Origin of the sequence: Bacillus stercoris (assembly GCF_029772985.1) — a bacterium.
GTDB classification, from domain to species: domain Bacteria; phylum Bacillota; class Bacilli; order Bacillales; family Bacillaceae; genus Bacillus; species Bacillus stercoris.
Map to the genome: position 1 here is coordinate 95,001 of NZ_CP121861.1, position 17,500 is coordinate 112,500.

The following is a 17,500-nucleotide window of genomic DNA, read 5'->3' on the forward strand; positions in this document are numbered from 1 at the left end:
AGGGCTGTTACCTCCTATGGCGGGCCTTTCCAGACCTCTTCATCTACCTCGTTCCTTTGTAACTCCGTACAGAGTGTCCTACAACCCCAAGAGGCAAGCCTCTTGGTTTGGGCTAATCCCGTTTCGCTCGCCGCTACTCAGGGAATCGCATTTGCTTTCTCTTCCTCCGGGTACTTAGATGTTTCAGTTCCCCGGGTCTGCCTTCTCATATCCTATGAATTCAGATATGGATACCACTCCATTACGAGTGGTGGGTTTCCCCATTCGGAAATCTCCGGATCAAAGCTTGCTTACAGCTCCCCGAAGCATATCGGTGTTCGTCCCGTCCTTCATCGGCTCCTAGTGCCAAGGCATCCACCGTGCGCCCTTTCTAACTTAACCGTTAAAAAGAATCACTATGTGATATCTTGTATTACTAATTGAATGTGATGTCTACTGTTATCTAGTTTTCAAAGAACACGTTGGTGGAGCCTAGCGGGATCGAACCGCTGACCTCCTGCGTGCAAAGCAGGCGCTCTCCCAGCTGAGCTAAGGCCCCATTATATAAGATGGTGGGCCTGAGTGGACTCGAACCACCGACCTCACGCTTATCAGGCGTGCGCTCTAACCAGCTGAGCTACAGGCCCATCTTAACTTATTTAAGGAACAAAGTTCCTTCAAAACTAAACAAGACAGGGAACGTTCTGTTTATAAGACCCAAGGTCTTATATTCCGTATAATATCCTTAGAAAGGAGGTGATCCAGCCGCACCTTCCGATACGGCTACCTTGTTACGACTTCACCCCAATCATCTGTCCCACCTTCGGCGGCTGGCTCCTAAAAGGTTACCTCACCGACTTCGGGTGTTACAAACTCTCGTGGTGTGACGGGCGGTGTGTACAAGGCCCGGGAACGTATTCACCGCGGCATGCTGATCCGCGATTACTAGCGATTCCAGCTTCACGCAGTCGAGTTGCAGACTGCGATCCGAACTGAGAACAGATTTGTGGGATTGGCTTAACCTCGCGGTTTCGCTGCCCTTTGTTCTGTCCATTGTAGCACGTGTGTAGCCCAGGTCATAAGGGGCATGATGATTTGACGTCATCCCCACCTTCCTCCGGTTTGTCATAAGCAGTCACCTTAGAGTGCCCAACTGAATGCTGGCAACTAAGATCAAGGGTTGCGCTCGTTGCGGGACTTAACCCAACATCTCACGACACGAGCTGACGACAACCATGCACCACCTGTCACTCTGCCCCCGAAGGGGACGTCCTATCTCTAGGATTGTCAGAGGATGTCAAGACCTGGTAAGGTTCTTCGCGTTGCTTCGAATTAAACCACATGCTCCACCGCTTGTGCGGGCCCCCGTCAATTCCTTTGAGTTTCAGTCTTGCGACCGTACTCCCCAGGCGGAGTGCTTAATGCGTTAGCTGCAGCACTAAGGGGCGGAAACCCCTAACACTTAGCACTCATCGTTTACGGCGTGGACTACCAGGGTATCTAATCCTGTTCGCTCCCCACGCTTTCGCTCCTCAGCGTCAGTTACAGACCAGAGAGTCGCCTTCGCCACTGGTGTTCCTCCACATCTCTACGCATTTCACCGCTACACGTGGAATTCCACTCTCCTCTTCTGCACTCAAGTTCCCCAGTTTCCAATGACCCTCCCCGGTTGAGCCGGGGGCTTTCACATCAGACTTAAGAAACCGCCTGCGAGCCCTTTACGCCCAATAATTCCGGACAACGCTTGCCACCTACGTATTACCGCGGCTGCTGGCACGTAGTTAGCCGTGGCTTTCTGGTTAGGTACCGTCAAGGTACCGCCCTATTCGAACGGTACTTGTTCTTCCCTAACAACAGAGCTTTACGATCCGAAAACCTTCATCACTCACGCGGCGTTGCTCCGTCAGACTTTCGTCCATTGCGGAAGATTCCCTACTGCTGCCTCCCGTAGGAGTCTGGGCCGTGTCTCAGTCCCAGTGTGGCCGATCACCCTCTCAGGTCGGCTACGCATCGTCGCCTTGGTGAGCCGTTACCTCACCAACTAGCTAATGCGCCGCGGGTCCATCTGTAAGTGGTAGCCGAAGCCACCTTTTATGTTTGAACCATGCGGTTCAAACAACCATCCGGTATTAGCCCCGGTTTCCCGGAGTTATCCCAGTCTTACAGGCAGGTTACCCACGTGTTACTCACCCGTCCGCCGCTAACATCAGGGAGCAAGCTCCCATCTGTCCGCTCGACTTGCATGTATTAGGCACGCCGCCAGCGTTCGTCCTGAGCCAGGATCAAACTCTCCGATAAAGTAGTTTGACTGACTACGCACATTGCTGTGCGATTTATAAAAATGAATTAACAGGTACGTTTTGTCTTGTTTAGTTTTCAAAGAACTTTGTTTACCGCTCGTTTAAGCGACTTTATTATCATAACATTTACCGCCGCTACTGTCAACAACTTTTTAGCATTTTCTTTTCAAAAAAGCTGTTCGTCATCAGCGACGTATATTAGAATAACACCTTCAGTTGTCTAAGTCAATACATAATATCAATTAAATGATAAATTGCTTAATGACGACTAACGCAGCTATTCCGGGTATTCCTAAAATTCCGCTGATAGCTGTTGTAACCAGATTAATCGGCACATGAATGCCAAGACTGCCGCCAAACATATTTACACAAACCAGCAGCAAAGCACCTGCCACAAATTTAACAGCTGTGATGCCAATCCACTTTAAAGGCTTTGCAGCTGAACCTGATAAAAAAAGAAGAATAACCAGTCCTAAAATAATTCCAACAATAAAAATAGGCTCCATGAATCTTCTCATCTCCTTCGCTTGTTCTAGTACAAGCTTATGAGAAGATCCAGGAGTTTAGACCACTTACTTCCACCGGCTGATTTTTAAATTTCGCTGCTTCGCTTCCCTTAAGTAAAAAAAATACTTCGCTTCAGCTACTTTCAGTTCGTATAACACTTCAGCAGACGGTTCTAAGCTTTTTTCGACCAGCTTCTTCTGCCTGTTCCACTCTTCCTTTTGCTTAAAAAGCTGCTCGATTAGTTTTTCATCAAACTCTCTTCTCAATGTTTTCTTGCGAAGAAAACCCATGGATCGCTTTTTCCTCCTTACAATTCACGTCTTCCTTCAAGTGCTTTAGAAAGAGTGACCTCATCAGCATATTCCAAATCACCGCCGACGGGCAGTCCGTGGGCAATACGGGAGAGCTTAATACCAGACGGCTTGAGGAGCCTTGATATATACATCGCCGTTGCTTCCCCTTCTATATTAGGGTTTGTCGCGAGAATCACTTCAGTCACTTGATCATCCTGTAATCGTTTTAACAATTCTGGTATTTTAATATCCTCCGGTCCGATGCCGTCCATTGGAGAAATAGCGCCGTGAAGAACGTGATACTGTCCATTGTATTCCTTCATTTTCTCCATAGCGATAACATCCTTAGGGTCTTGCACAACACAGATAACAGATTTATCCCTGCGCGTATCTTCACATATATAGCAAGGGTCCTGATCTGTAATATGCCCGCAAACTGAACAATATGTCAGATTGCGTTTCGCATTTACTAATGCTTTCGCAAAATCTAATACCACATCTTCTTTCATACCTAGAACAAAAAAAGCCAGACGAACCGCTGTTTTCGGTCCGATCCCTGGCAATTTCATAAAGCTGTCTATCAGCTTTGATATTGGTTCAGGATATTGCATGTTCTTTTATCCCCCTAGAATAAACCTGGCATGTTCATTCCTTTTGTAAATTGACCCATTGTTTCGTTTGTGATTTCGTCAACTTTTTTCAAAGCTTCATTCGTTGCAGCAAGCACTAAATCTTGAAGCATATCAATATCTTCCGGATCAACGACTTCTTCTTTGATGATAACATCCAGGATTTCTTTTTGGCCGTTTGCTTTTACTGTTACCATACCGCCGCCTGCAGTTCCTTCAACAACCTTTTCTGCAAGCTCTTCTTGAGCCTTCGCCATGTCCTTTTGCATTTTTTGCATTTGTTTCATCATTTTTTGCATATTACCCATTCCGCCACGCATAGCATTCACTCTCTTTCATTTTGTTAGTCTTTTATTTCAATTAAATCCGCTCCGACAAGCTTTTTCGCTTCGGCAATAAGCGGGTCTTCTTCAGCCGGTTCATTTGATCCTTCATTTTCCTGCTGATGATCTTCTAAAAATTCTTCTCTTATTTTACCCCATTGTGCTTCTGGAACGCCAATCAAATCCATTCTTTTTCCGAGCATCGATTCTAAAATCTGCTCAAGATTAGTTCGGACTCCGTTGTTATCCTCAGCGACCATTTTACAATGAATTTCATATTTGAATTTCAGGACAAATGCCGCGGAGGCGGCAGCCACAGGTTCACTGTCATTCAGCAAAGCGGCATGTGATACTTTGTTTTGCTGTTTGAGATGTGCAAGAAGCTTGCCCCAGCTGTTTCTAAGCAGATCAAGGTCAGGTCTTGTGGCTTCTTTCAAAATCTCATGGATTCTGCCTACTGGCGCTTTGTAATTGGATTTCCCGCCCTTTGGCACACGCGGCGTTTCTTTTTTGGGGCTTTCCGCAGCCGCTTTTATGCCCGTTGTTTTAAGCCGCTCTACTTCCTGTTCAAGTTGCTGAATTTTTTTCATCAGCATGTCCACTTCCGGGAGGTCAGCAGCAGATTGATGTGAGGTTTGGCAAATCTTCACCACGGCCACTTCGAAAAAGATACGCGGATGATTTGTCCATTTCATTTCCTGATGGCTCTTGTTCAGAATATCAATCATTTCATATATGGCCTGAGCCGGAATTTGTTCACTTAGTCCCCGGAACGTTTCATCGACTTTTACTTTTTCAAGCACTCCCTCTAAGCCAGGAGCTGTTTTATACAGCAGCATATCCCTGAAATAGAAAATCATATCTTCTATCAGCTTAGCTGGATCTTTCCCTTGCTGTAGCAATTCATTTAATGTTTCCAGTGCGTCAGAAACATTTTTATCATGCAAGGATTGCGCAAGCTTCCCGATATACAATTGAGAAACAGCACCCGTAATCAAAAGCGCATCCTCGACTTTCAGGACATCACCGCTGAATGATACGGCCTGATCAAGAAGGCTCAGGGCATCCCTCATCCCTCCGTCCGCAGCACTCGCAATAATATCCAGCGATCCTTCCTCCACTTGCAGCTGTTCGGCATCAACAATTTTATTCATGCGCCCTACAATCGCTTGGGAGGTAATTCGTTTAAAGTCAAAACGCTGACATCTGGAGATAATGGTTAAAGGGATTTTGTGCGGTTCAGTTGTTGCTAGAATGAAAATACAATGCTCCGGCGGCTCTTCTAATGTTTTTAGTAATGCATTAAAGGCGCCGATAGAAAGCATATGCACCTCATCTATGATATATACCTTATACGTGACAGCCGATGGGGCAAACTTCACTTTATCGCGAATATCACGAATCTCATCAACACCGTTATTAGATGCGGCGTCAATTTCTATGACATCGGATATTGACCCGTTTGTTATCCCTTTACAGGCCGTACATTCGTTGCATGGCTCATCAACAGGAGCATGTTCACAGTTAACAGCCTTGGCAAATATTTTGGCTGCACTGGTTTTTCCGGTTCCTCTAGGCCCGGAAAACAGATAGGCGTGAGAAAACTTTTTTTGCAAAAGGGCATTTTGCAGCGTTTTTGTAATGTGTTCTTGTCCGACCACATCTTCAAAGCGCTGAGGCCTGAATACTCGATATAAAGCTTGGTAACTCACGGGTTTGCCCTCCTCCGTTATTCATCATTCCCATTATACATGAACCTTGTTTCGATTCCAAAAGCTCTTTTTACATAACAAAAGACTCACCTAATCTTAGGTGAGTCTGAAAATTTGATGATTGATTTACCGTGCACCTTCTGTCGATTCGCTACCCTAAGCGTTACTTAAGCAGTTAGCTCGGCCCAGGCAACCCTGCGGCACATGAGAGGTTTCACTTAATGCTGCTTCCTTCCGGACCTGACATGGTTCATGAATTCCCATTGCGCAGGACCCAAGCGTCAACACCACTTACTTAAGGCAGGCCTTAAAGTAAACGAACCTCGAGAAGGGATTCGGCCCCGCTAGAGCGGATTGCGGGTACAGGGCACCGCTACCTCCCCGCTTAGCACGGCAAAATAAATATCAAATTTTATGTTGCATCTATTACGATGCACACTTAAGTATATCTGTTTCCCCTAAAAATTGCAACCGTACTATTCAGACAAGTTTTTCCTGGCAGCTTTCTTCTTTTTTCTTAGTTCTCTGAAAAACGCACTGAGCATTCCGCCGCATTCTTCCTCAAGCACACCGCTCACCACTTCAGCCTGATGATTAAAGCGTTCCTCCTGAAGAAGATTCATTAACGTACCTGAACAACCTCCTTTCGGATCGAATGCGCCAAATACCACTTTTTCCACTCGTGAAAGCACAACGGCACCAGCACACATCGGACAAGGCTCGAGCGTCACATAAAGAGTCGCCCCTTCCAGCCGCCATGTTCCCAATGCCTTACACGCTTCATCAATCACGAGCATTTCTGCATGAGCGATCGATCGCTGCTCCGTCTCTCTTAAATTATGTGCACGCGCTATAATTTCATCATTAACGACAAGCACCGCGCCTATTGGCACTTCACCTTTCTCTCCAGCCTTTTTCGCTTCTTTAATTGCTTCTTTCATATAAAGTTCATCTTGTGTCATTAGAATAAGCTCTCTTTTCAAAGTTTTTTCATTGCCTAAAAAGGCTACATATTAACTATAACTGAAACGGAAAGGAGACTGTCGATTGTCCAAAGCAGACACAGCCCTTCTCATTGTAGACATGATCAATAATTTTGAATTCGATATGGGAGAAACCCTTGCTAAAAAAACAGAAAAAATCGTTCCTCATATTTTATCATTAAAGGAGCACGCGAGACAAAATGACTGGCCGATTATTTACATCAATGATCATTATGGACTATGGCAAGCTGATATTAAAAATATTCAGCAAGAATGTACAAATGAAAAAAGCAAGGATATCATCACAAAGATAGCTCCGGAAGATGCTGATTATTTTTTAATCAAACCTAAACATTCCGCTTTTTACGAAACTGCACTTCATACTCTTCTGACTGAATTGCAGGTGAGACAAATCATCATAACAGGTATAGCCGGCAATATATGTGTGCTGTTTACCGCTAATGACGCTTACATGAGGGAATACAGCATCACAATTCCTAAGGACTGCATCGCCTCAAACAGTGACGAGGATAATGAATTCGCCTTAACTATGATGGAGAATGTTCTTTTCGCAGAAATTACGACGGAAAAACAAATTACAGAAAAATAAACATGATCAGCGCTTTTCTTTCATACATTGATAGCGATATGAAAGGAGGCGTTTTTCATTCAAATTTATGTAGTAAAACAAGGCGACACTCTTTCTGCTATCGCTTCACAACACAGAACAACCGTAAGTGAGATCGCAGAAACGAATGAAATACCGAATCCCGACAGCCTTGTTGTCGGACAAACCATCGTTATTCCAATTGCCGGCCAGTTCTATGATGTGAAGCGAGGTGATACCCTAACATCCATCGCCCGACAGTTCAATACAACAGCAGCCGAGCTCGCCAGGATTAACCGCATCCAATTAAATACCGTGCTTCAGATTGGTTTCCGTTTATACATCCCTCCAGCTCCTAAACGGGATATCGAATCAAATGCTTATTTGGAGCCACGCGGAAATCAAGTCAGCGAAAATCTCCAGCAGGCTGCCAGAGAAGCGTCGCCCTACTTAACGTACTTGGGTGCATTCAGTTTCCAGGCACAGCGTAACGGAACATTAGTCGCACCGCCTTTAACGAATTTAAGGAGCATTACAGAAAGTCAAAATACAACATTGATGATGATTATAACGAACTTAGAAAACCAGGCATTTAGCGATGAGCTCGGACGGATCCTTTTGAACGACGAAACTGTAAAAAGAAGGCTTCTAAATGAAATAGTCGAGAACGCCAGAAGGTATGGCTTCCGTGACATTCATTTCGACTTTGAATATTTGCGGCCCGAGGATAGAGAAGCCTATAATCAATTTCTGCGCGAAGCGAGGGATCTTTTCCATCGAGAGGGCTTAGGCATTTCCACGGCTCTAGCTCCTAAAACAAGTGCAACACAGCAGGGCAGATGGTATGAAGCTCATGATTACAGGGCACATGGCCAAATTGTCGACTTTGTTGTTCTCATGACATATGAATGGGGCTATAGCGGCGGGCCGGCTCAAGCAGTTTCTCCAATTGGCCCTGTCCGGGATGTCATAGAATATGCTTTGACTGAAATGCCAGCGAACAAAATCGTCATGGGCCAGAATTTATATGGATATGACTGGACGCTGCCATATAAAGCAGGGGGAACTCCGGCAAGAGCAGTAAGCCCTCAGCAAGCTATTGTCATAGCTGATCAGAACAATGCTTCCATTCAGTATGACGAAACCGCTCAAGCTCCTTTCTTCCGCTATACTGATGCACAAAACAGAAGGCACGAGGTATGGTTCGAGGATGCCCGCTCAATCCAAGCAAAATTCAATCTGATTAAAGAACTGAATTTAAGAGGCATCAGCTATTGGAAGCTGGGTCTTTCCTTCCCACAAAACTGGCTGCTGCTGTCTGATCAATTTAATGTTGTCAAATTGACGTTTCGATAAATTGGAAACGTCTTTTTTTCATGGGGGCACCCAAGGGTTGTGATACAATATGAAGGTCGGTAACTGACGCACGTTTTTCAGATATAAGGAGGATTCCGATGAATACAGCCCCTTTTATTGCAATAGAAGGTCCTATCGGGGCAGGAAAAACAACCCTCGCAACGATGCTCTCACAAGAGTTCGGATTCCCTATGATCAATGAGATTGTAGAGGATAACCCGTACCTTGATAAGTTTTATGACAATATAGAGGAATGGAGCTTCCAGCTCGAGATGTTTTTTCTTTGTCACAGATACAAACAGCTTGAAGACACCAGTGATCACTTTTTAAAAAAGGGACAGCCTGTGATAGCTGATTATCATATTTATAAAAATGTGATTTTTGCGGAACGCACCCTGTCTCAACATCAGCTGGAAAAGTACAAAAAGATCTATCACCTACTAACGGATGATCTGCCAAAGCCGAATTTCATCATTTACATAAAGGCCAGTCTGCCTACATTGCTACACCGCATTGAAAAACGCGGGCGTCCCTTTGAGAAAAAAATTGAAACAAGCTATTTGGAGCAGTTGATTTCAGATTATGAAGTCGCCATCAAGCAGCTGCAGGAAGCAGATCCTGACCTTACAGTGTTAACCGTAGATGGCGATTCAAAGGATTTCGTTTTAAATAAGAGCGACTTTGAACGCATTGCCGCCCATGTAAAGGAGCTTATCGTATGAAGGAACATCATATTCCTAAGAATTCAATTATTACAGTAGCAGGAACAGTAGGTGTCGGAAAATCGACTTTAACCAAAACTTTAGCTAAACGGCTTGGATTTAAAACATCTTTGGAGGAAGTTGATCATAATCCATACTTGGAAAAGTTCTATCATGATTTTGAACGTTGGAGCTTTCACCTTCAAATTTATTTCTTAGCTGAACGCTTCAAAGAGCAGAAAACGATTTTTGAAGCCGGCGGAGGATTTGTACAGGATCGTTCGATTTATGAAGATACAGGGATTTTCGCAAAAATGCATGCTGATAAAGGGACAATGTCAAAGGTTGATTATAAGACTTACACAAGCCTTTTCGAAGCAATGGTAATGACACCGTATTTCCCGCACCCAGATGTGTTGATCTATTTAGAAGGAGATCTGGAGAATATTTTAAACCGGATTGAGCAACGCGGCCGTGAGATGGAGCTTCAGACTAGCCGATCTTATTGGGAAGAAATGCATACACGCTATGAAAACTGGATAAGCGGTTTTAACGCCTGCCCTGTTTTAAAACTTCGCATTGAAGATTATGATCTGCTGAACGACGAAAACTCGATTGAAAATATTGTAGATCAAATTGCTTCAGTTATTCATGATAATCAAAAAAAGTGAATCTCAGTCGAGATTCACTTTTTCAGTATAATAAAAAATCCGTCGCACCGAATGCAACGGACAAAACAATCTCCAATATATGCTTGTGTTTCATTAGAATTAAAATCAATATGGCGGAGGAAGAGGGATTCGAACCCCCGCGGGCTTTGACACCCCTGTCGGTTTTCAAGACCGATCCCTTCAGCCGGACTTGGGTATTCCTCCGTATCGACAAGACTTACTATATCATGTATGTTCTCATGTGGTCAAGCATTTTTAAAAACTTTTTTTGTTTTTATGAAAATGTCGTGTTTTTATAAGCAAAAAGGCGCACCTTGTTAGGCACGCCTTTAATTCATTTATGGTTTCATTACTTCTCTATTCCCCATATAAGGACGAAGCACCTTCGGAATCACAACGCTTCCGTCTTCCTGCTGATAATTTTCTAAGATAGCGGCAACTGTTCTTCCAACCGCCAGTCCTGAACCGTTCAGTGTGTGTACATGCTCAGGCTTGCCTTTCGCTTCACGTCTAAAACGAATGTTCGCACGTCTTGCCTGGAACGCTTCGAAGTTACTGCAAGAAGAGATTTCTCGATATGTGTCTTGGCTCGGAATCCAAACTTCGATATCGTATTTTTTCGCAGCCGTAAAGCCCAAGTCACCCGTACACATGCTCATGACACGGTATGGAAGCTCAAGCAGCTGAAGAACCCGTTCTGCTTGGTTTGTAAGCTTCTCTAATTCCTCATAAGAATCTTCAGGCTTCACAAACTTCACAAGCTCAACTTTATTAAATTGGTGCTGACGAATTAATCCGCGTGTGTCACGTCCTGCTGAACCAGCTTCAGAACGGAAGCAAGCACTGAATGCCGCGTAATTGATCGGCAGGCTGTCACCTGAAAGGATTTCATCGCGATGCATGTTTGTAATCGGTACCTCTGCAGTCGGAATTAAGAAGTAATCTTCCTCCCTGATTTTAAATGCATCCTCTTCAAATTTAGGAAGCTGCCCCGTTCCCGTCATGCTCGCACGGTTAACCATATATGGCGGGATCACTTCAGTATAGTTATACTCATCCACATGGAGATCAAGCATAAAGTTATAAAGCGCGCGCTCCAGACGAGCACCTAACCCTTTATAGAACACGAAACGGCTTCCTGTTACTTTGGCAGCACGTTCGAAATCCAGAATACCCAGCTCATCCGCAATATCCCAGTGCGGCTTTGGCTCGTAAGCAAATGAAGGTTTTTCACCCCATTTACGCACTTCTATGTTGTCATCTTCTGTTTCACCGACAGGTACAGACTCATGCGGGATATTCGGGATGGAAAGAAGAATTGTATCAAGCTCAGCTTCCACTGTTCTTAATTCTTCATCAAGTTTTTTAATTTCTTCGCCGACTTCACGCATTTCTTTAATAATGTGGTCCGCGTCTTTTTTCTCACGTTTCAGCACAGCAACCTGCTGAGACACTTCATTCCGTTTTCCTTTTAACTCTTCAACCTTGCCGATAAGCTCTCTTCGTCTGTCATCTAACGCCTCAAACTTATCAAAATCAGTTAAGTCTTCGCCTTTGTGAACAAGCTTCGCTTTAATCTCTTGAAAATTTGCTCTCAGCATTTTCGTATCAAGCATGCGAAACACTCCTTTTTATTGATTTGTCGAAAATAAAAAGAGCCCTCATCCCCATAAAGGGACGAGAGCTCTCGCGTTGCCACCCTGATTGAAAACAAATCAATGACTCGTTTTCCACTTTCACACATAACGGTTATCCCGTAAATGCCTACTTGTTTCAGCATTTCGCTCAAGGATGGATTCAGACAGCATCTTTCACCGATTCGCACCAACCATCGGCTCTCTTAGAAAGAGAGGCTCCCTACTAGTTCCTATCAACGCTTTTCGATCTTTATTTGTGCTTATAATGTACTATAAGTTTCCACAGCTTTCAACTGTTTTATACAAGTGCCTTCTGTTTGTATTCCTCAACCATTTGAACAAACAGTTGTGTCACTCGGTGATCTTCCGTCAGTTCCGGATGGAATGAGCAACCAAGGAATTGCCCCTGTTTCGCGGCTACAATACGACCATTATGCTCCGATATAACTTCAACATTTTCACCAGCTTCTAAAATATGCGGCGCACGGATGAATACCCCAGTAAAAGGCTCATCCAAGCCTTTAATTGTTAAATCCGCTTCAAAGCTGTCAACCTGCCGGCCAAATGAATTGCGTTCTACAACCACGTTCAAAAGGCCTAAATGAGGATTATCTGAACCAGCAATTTCTTTTGCTAATATAATTAATCCGGCACATGTTCCAAACATCGGCTTACCCTGAGCAGCGAATTCACGAAGCGGGTCCATGAATTGATACGTATCGATCAAACGGCGCATCGTCGTGCTCTCACCGCCCGGCAAAATCAACCCGTCAATTTCGTTCAGCTGCTCCGGACGTTTTACGACAAGACCAGCGGCTCCGCATGCTTCAATCGCATGGATGTGCTCTCTAACTGCTCCTTGAAGTCCTAGTACACCTATTGTTAACATGTCAGCAGCACTCCTATATTCTTACCAGCCGCGTTCTTGCATACGCTGTTCTGGAAGTAAGTTTGAGATTTCAATCCCTTTCATTGCAGTACCAAGCTCTTTTGACAGCTCAGCGATCAATTTGTAATCAGTGAAGTGAGTTGTTGCTTCCACAATTGCTTTCGCAAATTTAGCAGGGTTATCTGATTTGAAAATACCAGAACCAACAAATACTCCATCAGCACCAAGCTGCATCATGAGAGCAGCATCAGCTGGAGTTGCAACGCCGCCAGCGGCAAAGTTAACGACAGGAAGCTTGCCGTCTTTTTTTATTTGAAGAAGAAGCTCGTAAGGAGCACCTAAGTTTTTCGCTTCTGTCATGAGTTCATCCTCACTCATCGCAACTACTTTGCGTACTTGAGCGTTCACTTTGCGCATATGGCGAACAGCCTCAACAATATTACCCGTTCCAGGCTCACCTTTAGTACGAAGCATAGAAGCGCCTTCCGCAATACGGCGTGTTGCTTCACCAAGATCACGGCAACCACAAACAAAAGGAACTGTGTATTCATTTTTATTTAAATGAAATTCTTCGTCAGCCGGAGTCAGAACTTCACTTTCATCAATATAGTCAACACCCATAGCTTCAAGCACACGCGCTTCAACAATATGTCCGATACGCGCTTTTGCCATTACCGGGATAGATACTGCATTCATTACTTCTTCCACGATTGTAGGGTCAGCCATACGGGCAACTCCTCCAGCCGCACGAATATCAGCCGGCACACGTTCTAGCGCCATTACAGCGACAGCTCCAGCCTCTTCAGCAATTTTCGCTTGTTCCGCATTAATGACGTCCATGATGACGCCGCCTTTTTGCATTTCTGCCATTCCGCGTTTTACACGTTCAGTACCTGTTTGAGCCATTTCTTGGTCCCCCTAATCAAGGTATAGTTATATGATTTCTAATCCTTATTGTATCCTAGAAATCCAATATTTCATATGGATATATATTATTTTATTCGGTTTTTGGCGCTTTGAAAATCATTTTTTATTAAAAATTGGGTTTTTTCAGTATATTAAGCGAAAGAGCCCTAACATCCATCAGAGCTCTTTCAATTGATTAAAACCAGCCGGTTACCGTATCAACAATACTTCCCCAAATACCAGCGAAAAATCCGCCGATACTGCGCATTGTCAGAACAAACCAGTTTGCTTTTTCTACATTTTCTTTTGTCACAAGGTCTACGCCAGCCAGATCGCTGTTAAGGAATCCGTAATCCTTTTCATCTCCTGTGTATTCCGCAGTCAGCTTCCCAACCTTGGTTCCTTTTTTCACAGGAGCAGTTAAGTTGTCTTTATTCAATGTGACCTTCGCTTTGTAATTCTTTTCTTCACCATTTTTGACAGGAAGAGAGAACGCCTTGTTTGTCACAATGCCTACTTCTTTCTCTTTACCCTTATCAACTGAAATTGTTTTATGGCCTTTTACTTGATCGCCTTTAGCATAAATTTCTTTCATGGAGAAATTGTCGAAAGCATAATCAAACATTTTTTTCGTTTCATCGAAACGGCCTGTATGAAGGTTGCCCTTTGCGTTTAATACAACAGTGATGACACGCATACCGTTGCGTTCAGCTGTTCCTGTAAAGCATGAACCTGCAGAGTCAGTAGAACCTGTTTTCAGTCCGTCTACAGTCGCTTTTTTATACTCGCTGACAAGCCCCTTCAGCATAAAGTTCCAGTTCGGCATGTCCATTTCATCATCGGTGCCTTCTCTGAATTTCGTTTTGGCGATACTGGAAGTCTCCAGAATCTCAGGGTAGTCAGTAATTAAGTGATCCGCAAGAATCGCCATATCCTTTGCAGAAACTTCACTCTCTTCATTTACGCTTGTCCCCTCAGGCTGATGCCCGTGAAGGTCTTTATTCTCAAGACCTGTTGCATTAACAAATTTGTAATCTGTTAAGCCTAGTTCTTTTGCTTTTGCATTCATTTTTTCAACAAACTTAGTTTCAGAACCGGCAACGATTTCTGCAATCGCAATAGCAGCAGCATTTGCAGAATAAATTGCTGTAGCTTGATATAATTCTTTTACTGTGTATTTCCCGTCTTTCCGAAGAGGAACGTTTGATAAGCTGTTATCTTGGGAAATTTCATACACATAGTCATCAGGCGTATAGGTTTGGTCCCATTTCACTTTACCTTGATCAATTGCTTCTAATAACAGATATTCTGTCATCATTTTTGTCATACTCGCAATTGGCAGTCTCTTATCTGCATTTTTACTGTACAGAATTTTACCTGAAGAAGCTTCGATCATAATAGCAGCAGATGCATTGATATCAATTGGATCGCTGGCTGCTTTTGCTTTTGACATTGGAGCCAGACACGTGACAGCTAGGGTTAACACAACCAATGACATCAGTAGCTGTTTACATTTCTTGATGTTCAATCGTACGACCTCCGTATTTCATTTTCTTCATCTATAATTAAGCCGTTAAGGACATTTTCAATGCACAACAGTATAAATTTTATCATAATCAGTATAAAAAAAATAGACAGAGTCAGAGACCCTGTCAAATGTTTTTAATTTGTAACAATTTATTATGAAATTGTATAGTTAGGTGATTCTTTTGTAATCTGTACGTCATGCGGATGGCTTTCGCGAAGTCCTGCTCCAGTCATGCGAATGAACTGAGCTTCTTCTCTTAGCGCACGAAGATCTTTAGATCCGCAATATCCCATACCGGAACGAAGGCCTCCAACTAGCTGATAAACAGTTTCTTCAACTGGTCCTTTGTAAGGTGTGCGTCCTTCAATTCCTTCAGGAACAAATTTTTTGTTTTCTTCTTGGAAGTAACGATCTTTACTTCCTTTTTCCATTGCAGCAACTGATCCCATGCCGCGGTATACCTTAAATCTTCTGCCTTGGTAGATTTCAGTTTCACCAGGGCTTTCCGATGTGCCTGCAAGCAAGCTTCCGAGCATAACGGCATGTCCGCCGGCTGCCAACGCTTTAGTGATATCGCCAGAGAATTTAATTCCGCCGTCAGCGATGATTGTTTTGCCGTGTTTTCTTGCTTCAGTCGCACAATCATAAATTGCTGTAATTTGCGGAACACCGACACCAGCTACAACACGTGTAGTACAAATTGAACCAGGTCCGATTCCAACTTTGACAACGTCTGCTCCAGCTTCGATAAGCGCTCTTGTTGCTTCAGCGGTTGCCACGTTACCAGCGATAATATTTAATTCAGGATACGTTTCACGGATTTTTGTGACTGTGTTTAAAACGCCTTGAGAATGTCCGTGAGCTGTATCGATAACAATCACATCCACATTGGCTTCAACAAGCTTTTTGACGCGAGTCATTGTATCACCAGTTACGCCAACTGCCGCACCAACGATCAGACGGCCGTGAATGTCTTTAGATGAGTTCGGGAACTCAATGACTTTTTCAATATCTTTAATGGTGATAAGACCTTTTAATTTGTTCTGGTCATCTACGAGAGGAAGCTTTTCAATTTTATGTTTCTGCAAAATCTTTTCAGCTTCATCCAGAGTAGTTCCTACAGATGCAGTAACAAGCTCTTCTTTTGTCATGACATCACTGATTTTCATTGAGTAGTCAGAAATAAAGCGAAGGTCACGGTTTGTAATAATTCCAACAAGCTTCTGGTCTTCTTCGTTATTTACAATCGGAACACCGGAAATTCTGTATTTCCCCATCAAATGCTCCGCATCAAATACTTGGTGATCAGGAGTTAAAAAGAAGGGATTTGTGATAACGCCGCGCTCAGAACGCTTTACTTTATCAACTTGTTCAGCCTGCTGTTCAATGGACATATTTTTGTGAATGATGCCCAAGCCGCCCTGTCTTGCCATTGCAATTGCCATTGCTGATTCTGTTACAGTGTCCATACCTGCGCTGATGACAGGAATATTTAGCTTTAACGTTTTTGTAAGTTCTACAGATAAATCCACATCACGCGGAAGCACCTCAGATTTTGCTGGCACAAGCAGCACATCGTCGAACGTTAAGCCTTCTTTTGAAAATTTACTTTCCCACATTAGTAAATCCCCCTCTTTTCGGCAAAATATTATATGTAGATTATCAACTAGCCAAGAGCATGTCAAGGAAGCGAGAAAGAGTTGAAATATTTAGATAACGGAAAGGATTAAGAAATACACATGACATATCATGAGTGGAAAGACTTAGCGCTATTTTACTCCGTTGAATCAACCCAGAAATTTCTAGAAAAGGTTTATGTCTCAAACGGTATTGATGATGCGAAAAAAAACTCTTTTAAAAACAGTGAACGGTTTATTTATTTCTTAAAGCATGCCGAATCGTTTTATAAACAAGCCGCATATTCTCCCTTAGAAATCAAACCGATTCTTTTATTTTATGGAATGGCACAGCTTATCAAAGCATGCTTAATTACACGTGATCCTCATTATCCAAGCCATACATCAGTACTGGCACATGGCGTAACAACAAGAAAACGAAAGAAACAAAATTATTGTTTTAGCGATGATGAAGTGAAAATACAACGAAATGGCCTATGCATACATTTTATGAAACATTTATTCGGACAATCAGATATAGTAGATGAACGGTATACCATGAAAAAATTGTTAATGGGGGTTCCAGAACTAAGTGATATTTTCTACTTTCAGCAGAAAGAACGTTTTATGACAAAAGTTGAGAAGGATAAGAACAAAATTTTTGTACCAGAGGAAGTAGTCATCGATTATAAAATGTCTGATTCAAGGTTTGCTGAATATATGTCCCATCATTTTCAATGGTCTTTCGCAAAGAAAAGTGAACACGGGCTGCTGTTTGAAATTTCACCGCAAGACAAGGAGCCATGGACGTCGACCAGCTTATTGTTTGACATGGAAAAGAACCAATATTACATCCCTTCTCA

At 43.3% G+C, this 17,500-nt stretch carries 16 protein-coding genes, 3 tRNA genes, 2 rRNA genes, 1 other RNA gene and 1 other annotated feature (2 of these 23 only partly in view); of the genes, 5 read left to right on the top strand and 17 right to left on the bottom strand.

Annotation, left to right across the window (positions count from 1 at the left end; translation table 11 throughout):
- The 11 genes from QA442_RS00520 to tadA all read right to left on the bottom strand — a co-directional run.
- A 23S ribosomal RNA gene (locus QA442_RS00520) occupies nucleotides 1–381 on the bottom strand; it reaches 2,547 nt to the left of the window's first position.
- An 81-nt stretch (nucleotides 382–462) separates the two neighbouring features.
- Nucleotides 463–538, bottom strand: a tRNA-Ala gene (locus QA442_RS00525).
- Nucleotides 539–549: 11 nt separating this feature from the next.
- Nucleotides 550–626: transfer RNA gene (locus tag QA442_RS00530), tRNA-Ile, on the bottom strand.
- 102 nt (nucleotides 627–728) lie between these two features.
- Nucleotides 729–2,277 (bottom strand): 16S ribosomal RNA (locus QA442_RS00535).
- Together the 16S and 23S rRNA genes with 2 tRNA genes alongside form the textbook arrangement of a ribosomal RNA operon.
- 244 nt (nucleotides 2,278–2,521) lie before the next feature.
- The gene (gene bofA / locus QA442_RS00540; protein ID WP_095432805.1) at nucleotides 2,522–2,785 is read right to left on the bottom strand and encodes a sigma-K factor-processing regulator BofA; all 264 of its coding nucleotides are present in this window, start codon (nucleotides 2,783–2,785) and stop codon (nucleotides 2,522–2,524) included.
- A gap of 66 nt (nucleotides 2,786–2,851) precedes the next feature.
- Nucleotides 2,852–3,076 carry a YaaL family protein gene (locus QA442_RS00545; protein WP_014112283.1) on the bottom strand — a complete coding sequence of 75 codons (225 nt, stop codon included), beginning with the start codon at nucleotides 3,074–3,076 and terminating at the stop codon, nucleotides 2,852–2,854.
- 17 nt (nucleotides 3,077–3,093) lie between these two features.
- On the bottom strand, nucleotides 3,094–3,690 hold the full coding sequence (gene recR / locus QA442_RS00550; RefSeq protein ID WP_003225425.1) for a recombination protein RecR: 597 nt from the start codon (nucleotides 3,688–3,690) through the stop codon (nucleotides 3,094–3,096).
- Between the two features lie 14 nt (nucleotides 3,691–3,704).
- The gene (locus QA442_RS00555) at nucleotides 3,705–4,028 is read right to left on the bottom strand and encodes a YbaB/EbfC family nucleoid-associated protein (protein ID WP_003225427.1); all 324 of its coding nucleotides are present in this window, start codon (nucleotides 4,026–4,028) and stop codon (nucleotides 3,705–3,707) included.
- 23 nt (nucleotides 4,029–4,051) lie between these two features.
- Nucleotides 4,052–5,743: a DNA polymerase III subunit gamma/tau gene (dnaX, locus tag QA442_RS00560; protein ID WP_095432806.1), complete on the bottom strand. Its 1,692-nt coding sequence runs from the start codon at nucleotides 5,741–5,743 to the stop codon at nucleotides 4,052–4,054.
- A 129-nt stretch (nucleotides 5,744–5,872) separates the two neighbouring features.
- An RNA gene (gene ffs, locus QA442_RS00565) (signal recognition particle sRNA large type) lies at nucleotides 5,873–6,137 on the bottom strand.
- Nucleotides 6,138–6,219: 82 nt separating this feature from the next.
- Nucleotides 6,220–6,705, bottom strand: coding sequence for a tRNA adenosine(34) deaminase TadA (gene tadA / locus QA442_RS00570; RefSeq protein ID WP_014662466.1), 486 nt, complete (start codon nucleotides 6,703–6,705; stop codon nucleotides 6,220–6,222).
- A gap of 85 nt (nucleotides 6,706–6,790) precedes the next feature.
- Between tadA and QA442_RS00575 the strand changes: the two genes are divergently transcribed.
- From QA442_RS00575 to dck, 4 genes are all read left to right on the top strand, one after another.
- On the top strand, nucleotides 6,791–7,336 hold the full coding sequence (locus QA442_RS00575) for a cysteine hydrolase family protein (protein ID WP_040081099.1): 546 nt from the start codon (nucleotides 6,791–6,793) through the stop codon (nucleotides 7,334–7,336).
- Between the two features lie 63 nt (nucleotides 7,337–7,399).
- Entirely contained in the window at nucleotides 7,400–8,689 is a 1,290-nt protein-coding gene (locus QA442_RS00580) for a glycoside hydrolase family 18 protein (protein ID WP_095432807.1), read from the top strand.
- A 98-nt stretch (nucleotides 8,690–8,787) separates the two neighbouring features.
- Nucleotides 8,788–9,411, top strand: a complete 624-nt coding sequence (gene dgk, locus QA442_RS00585; protein WP_040081101.1) for a deoxyguanosine kinase — start codon at nucleotides 8,788–8,790, stop codon at nucleotides 9,409–9,411.
- Nucleotides 9,408–10,061 carry a deoxyadenosine/deoxycytidine kinase gene (gene dck, locus QA442_RS00590; protein WP_003226792.1) on the top strand — a complete coding sequence of 218 codons (654 nt, stop codon included), beginning with the start codon at nucleotides 9,408–9,410 and terminating at the stop codon, nucleotides 10,059–10,061. Before dgk ends, dck begins: the two co-directional genes overlap by 4 nt.
- A gap of 111 nt (nucleotides 10,062–10,172) precedes the next feature.
- Here dck and QA442_RS00595 read toward each other — a convergent pair.
- The 6 genes from QA442_RS00595 to guaB all read right to left on the bottom strand — a co-directional run bounded on the left by QA442_RS00595 (nucleotide 10,173) and on the right by guaB (nucleotide 16,640).
- Nucleotides 10,173–10,265 (bottom strand) — tRNA-Ser (locus QA442_RS00595).
- A 134-nt stretch (nucleotides 10,266–10,399) separates the two neighbouring features.
- Nucleotides 10,400–11,677, bottom strand: coding sequence for a serine--tRNA ligase (gene serS, locus QA442_RS00600; protein WP_014662462.1), 1,278 nt, complete (start codon nucleotides 11,675–11,677; stop codon nucleotides 10,400–10,402).
- A gap of 54 nt (nucleotides 11,678–11,731) precedes the next feature.
- Nucleotides 11,732–11,944 (bottom strand) — a binding site (T-box leader).
- Between the two features lie 52 nt (nucleotides 11,945–11,996).
- Complete coding sequence (pdxT, locus tag QA442_RS00605) at nucleotides 11,997–12,587, bottom strand: pyridoxal 5'-phosphate synthase glutaminase subunit PdxT (protein WP_095432808.1); 591 nt, start codon at nucleotides 12,585–12,587, stop codon at nucleotides 11,997–11,999.
- 21 nt (nucleotides 12,588–12,608) lie between these two features.
- Nucleotides 12,609–13,493: a pyridoxal 5'-phosphate synthase lyase subunit PdxS gene (pdxS, locus tag QA442_RS00610; RefSeq protein WP_003247145.1), complete on the bottom strand. Its 885-nt coding sequence runs from the start codon at nucleotides 13,491–13,493 to the stop codon at nucleotides 12,609–12,611.
- 196 nt (nucleotides 13,494–13,689) lie between these two features.
- The gene (gene dacA / locus QA442_RS00615; protein ID WP_040081107.1) at nucleotides 13,690–15,021 is read right to left on the bottom strand and encodes a D-alanyl-D-alanine carboxypeptidase; all 1,332 of its coding nucleotides are present in this window, start codon (nucleotides 15,019–15,021) and stop codon (nucleotides 13,690–13,692) included.
- A gap of 152 nt (nucleotides 15,022–15,173) precedes the next feature.
- Nucleotides 15,174–16,640, bottom strand: a complete 1,467-nt coding sequence (gene guaB, locus QA442_RS00620) for an IMP dehydrogenase (protein WP_003226803.1) — start codon at nucleotides 16,638–16,640, stop codon at nucleotides 15,174–15,176.
- A gap of 120 nt (nucleotides 16,641–16,760) precedes the next feature.
- Between guaB and QA442_RS00625 the strand changes: the two genes are divergently transcribed.
- On the top strand, nucleotides 16,761–17,500 hold the 5' portion of the coding sequence (locus QA442_RS00625) for a YaaC family protein (protein WP_095432809.1). The gene runs 208 nt beyond the window's last position; 740 of the gene's 948 nt are visible here — the first part of the coding sequence; its start codon is at nucleotides 16,761–16,763; its stop codon lies beyond the right edge, outside the window.